Genomic DNA, 2,446 nt, shown 5'->3' on the forward strand with positions numbered 1-2,446 from the left:
CCCAAGAAGTACCAGGACATCTACCCCGTCGCCTTCGACGCCGACATGGACGGCCTCGTCACCGAGACCACACGCGTCCTGCGCCACTGGATGTCCCACGGCGTGCGCATCTTCCGCGTCGACAACCCCCACACCAAACCCGTCGTCTTCTGGGAACGCGTCATCGCGGACATCAACCGCACCGACCCCGACGTCGTCTTCCTCGCCGAGGCCTTCACCCGCCCCGCCATGATGCACACCCTCGCCCAGATCGGCTTCCAGCAGTCCTACACCTACTTCACCTGGCGCAACACCAAACAGGAACTCACCGAATACCTCACCGAACTCTCCGGCGACGCCGCCTCCTACATGCGGCCCAACCTCTTCACCAACACCCCCGACATCCTGCACGCCTACCTCCAGGACGGCGGCCGGCCCGCCTTCGCCATCCGCGCCGTCCTCGCCGCCACCCTCTCCCCCACCTGGGGCATCTACAGCGGCTACGAACTCTACGAGAACACCCCCCTCAAACCCGGCAGCGAGGAATACCTCGACTCCGAGAAATACCAGCTCAAACCACGGAACTGGGACACCCCCGACACCCTCGCCCCCCTCATCACCGCACTGAACGGGATCCGGCGGGCCAACCCGGCCCTGCACGCGCTGCGCAATCTGCGGTTCCACCACTCCGACAAGGAAGAGGTGATCGCCTACTCGAAGAGGAGCGGTTCGAACACGGTTCTGGTGGTCGTCAACCTCGACCCCCACCACACCCAGGAGGCCACGGTCTCGTTGGACATGCCGCAACTCGGCCTGGACTGGCACGAGTCCGTGCCGGTGCGCGACGAGCTCACCGGCGACACCTTTTACTGGGGCAGGGCCAACTACGTGCGCCTGGAACCGGGCACCGGGCCCGCGCACGTCCTCACCGTCCTGCGACCGTCCAACCCGCAGATCGGAGGGTCACCCACACGATGATCGTCAACGAACCCGTTCAGGACACCTTCGAGGACACCCCCGCGAAGGACCGCGACCCCGAGTGGTTCAAGCGGGCCGTCTTCTACGAGGTCCTCGTCCGCTCCTTCCAGGACAGCAACGGCGACGGCGTCGGCGACCTCAAGGGCATCACCGCCAAACTCGACTACCTGCAATGGCTGGGCGTCGACTGTCTCTGGCTGCCGCCCTTCTTCAAATCGCCCCTGAGGGACGGCGGATACGACGTCTCCGACTACACCGCCGTCCTCCCGGAATTCGGTGACCTCGCCGACTTCGTGGAATTCGTGGACGCGGCGCACCAGCGCGGCATGCGCGTGATCATCGACTTCGTGATGAACCACACGAGCGATCAGCACCCGTGGTTCCAGGAGTCGAGAAAGGACCCAGACGGACCCTACGGCGACTACTACATGTGGGCCGACGACGACAAGCAGTACGCCGACGCCCGCATCATCTTCGTCGACACCGAGGTCTCCAACTGGACCTTCGACCCGGTCCGCAAGCAGTACTTCTTCCACCGCTTCTTCTCCCACCAGCCGGACCTCAACTACGAGAACCCGGCCGTGCAGGAGGAGATGATCTCCGCGCTGCGGTTCTGGCTCGATCTGGGCATCGACGGCTTCCGGCTGGACGCGGTGCCGTACCTGTACGCGGCCGAGGGCACCAACTGCGAAAACCTTCCTGCCACCCACGAGTTCCTCAAGGGGGTGCGCAAGGAGATCGACGCGATGTACCCGGACACGGTGATCCTCGCGGAGGCCAACCAGTGGCCCGAGGACGTCGTCGACTACTTCGGCGACTACTCCTCCGGCGGCGACGAATGCCACATGGCGTTCCACTTCCCCGTCATGCCCCGCATCTTCATGGCGGTCCGCAGGGAGTCCCGCTACCCGGTCTCGGAAATCCTCGCCAAGACGCCCGCCATCCCCTCGAAATGCCAATGGGGAATCTTCCTCCGCAACCACGACGAGCTCACCCTCGAAATGGTCACCGACGAGGAACGCGACTACATGTACGCGGAGTACGCCAAGGACCCGCGGATGCGCGCCAACATCGGCATCCGCAGGCGGCTGGCCCCGCTGCTGGACAACGACCGCAACCAGATCGAGCTCTTCACCGCCCTGCTGCTGTCCCTGCCCGGCTCGCCGATCCTCTACTACGGCGACGAGATCGGCATGGGCGACAACATCTGGCTCGGCGACCGTGACGCCGTGCGCACCCCCATGCAGTGGACACCCGACCGCAACGCGGGTTTTTCGTCCTGTGACCCCGGACGGCTCTTCCTGCCCACCATCATGGACCCCGTCCACGGCTACCAGGTCACCAACGTCGAGGCGTCGATGTCGTCGCCCTCCTCGCTGCTGCACTGGACCCGCCGCATGATCGAGATCCGTAAGCAGAACCCCGCCTTCGGGCTCGGCACGTACACCGAGCTGCCGTCCTCGAACCCGGCCGTCCTCGCGTTCCTGCG

Annotated in this window: 2 protein-coding genes; both read left to right on the top strand. The window is 65.2% G+C overall.

The window, feature by feature from the left end; all coding sequences use genetic code 11:
* A partial coding sequence (locus tag ABT057_RS48955) for an alpha-amylase family glycosyl hydrolase (RefSeq protein WP_502974100.1) occupies nt 1-957 on the top strand: 957 nt, incomplete at its 5' end.
* Nucleotides 954-2,446, top strand: a 1,493-nt coding sequence (treS, locus tag ABT057_RS48960; RefSeq protein WP_352351882.1) for a maltose alpha-D-glucosyltransferase, incomplete at its 3' end; no start/stop codon positions are given. The genes ABT057_RS48955 and treS, both read left to right, overlap by 4 nt.

Source organism: Streptomyces sp. NPDC002588, from assembly GCF_040295925.1.
Classification (GTDB): Bacteria; Actinomycetota; Actinomycetes; order Streptomycetales; family Streptomycetaceae; genus Streptomyces.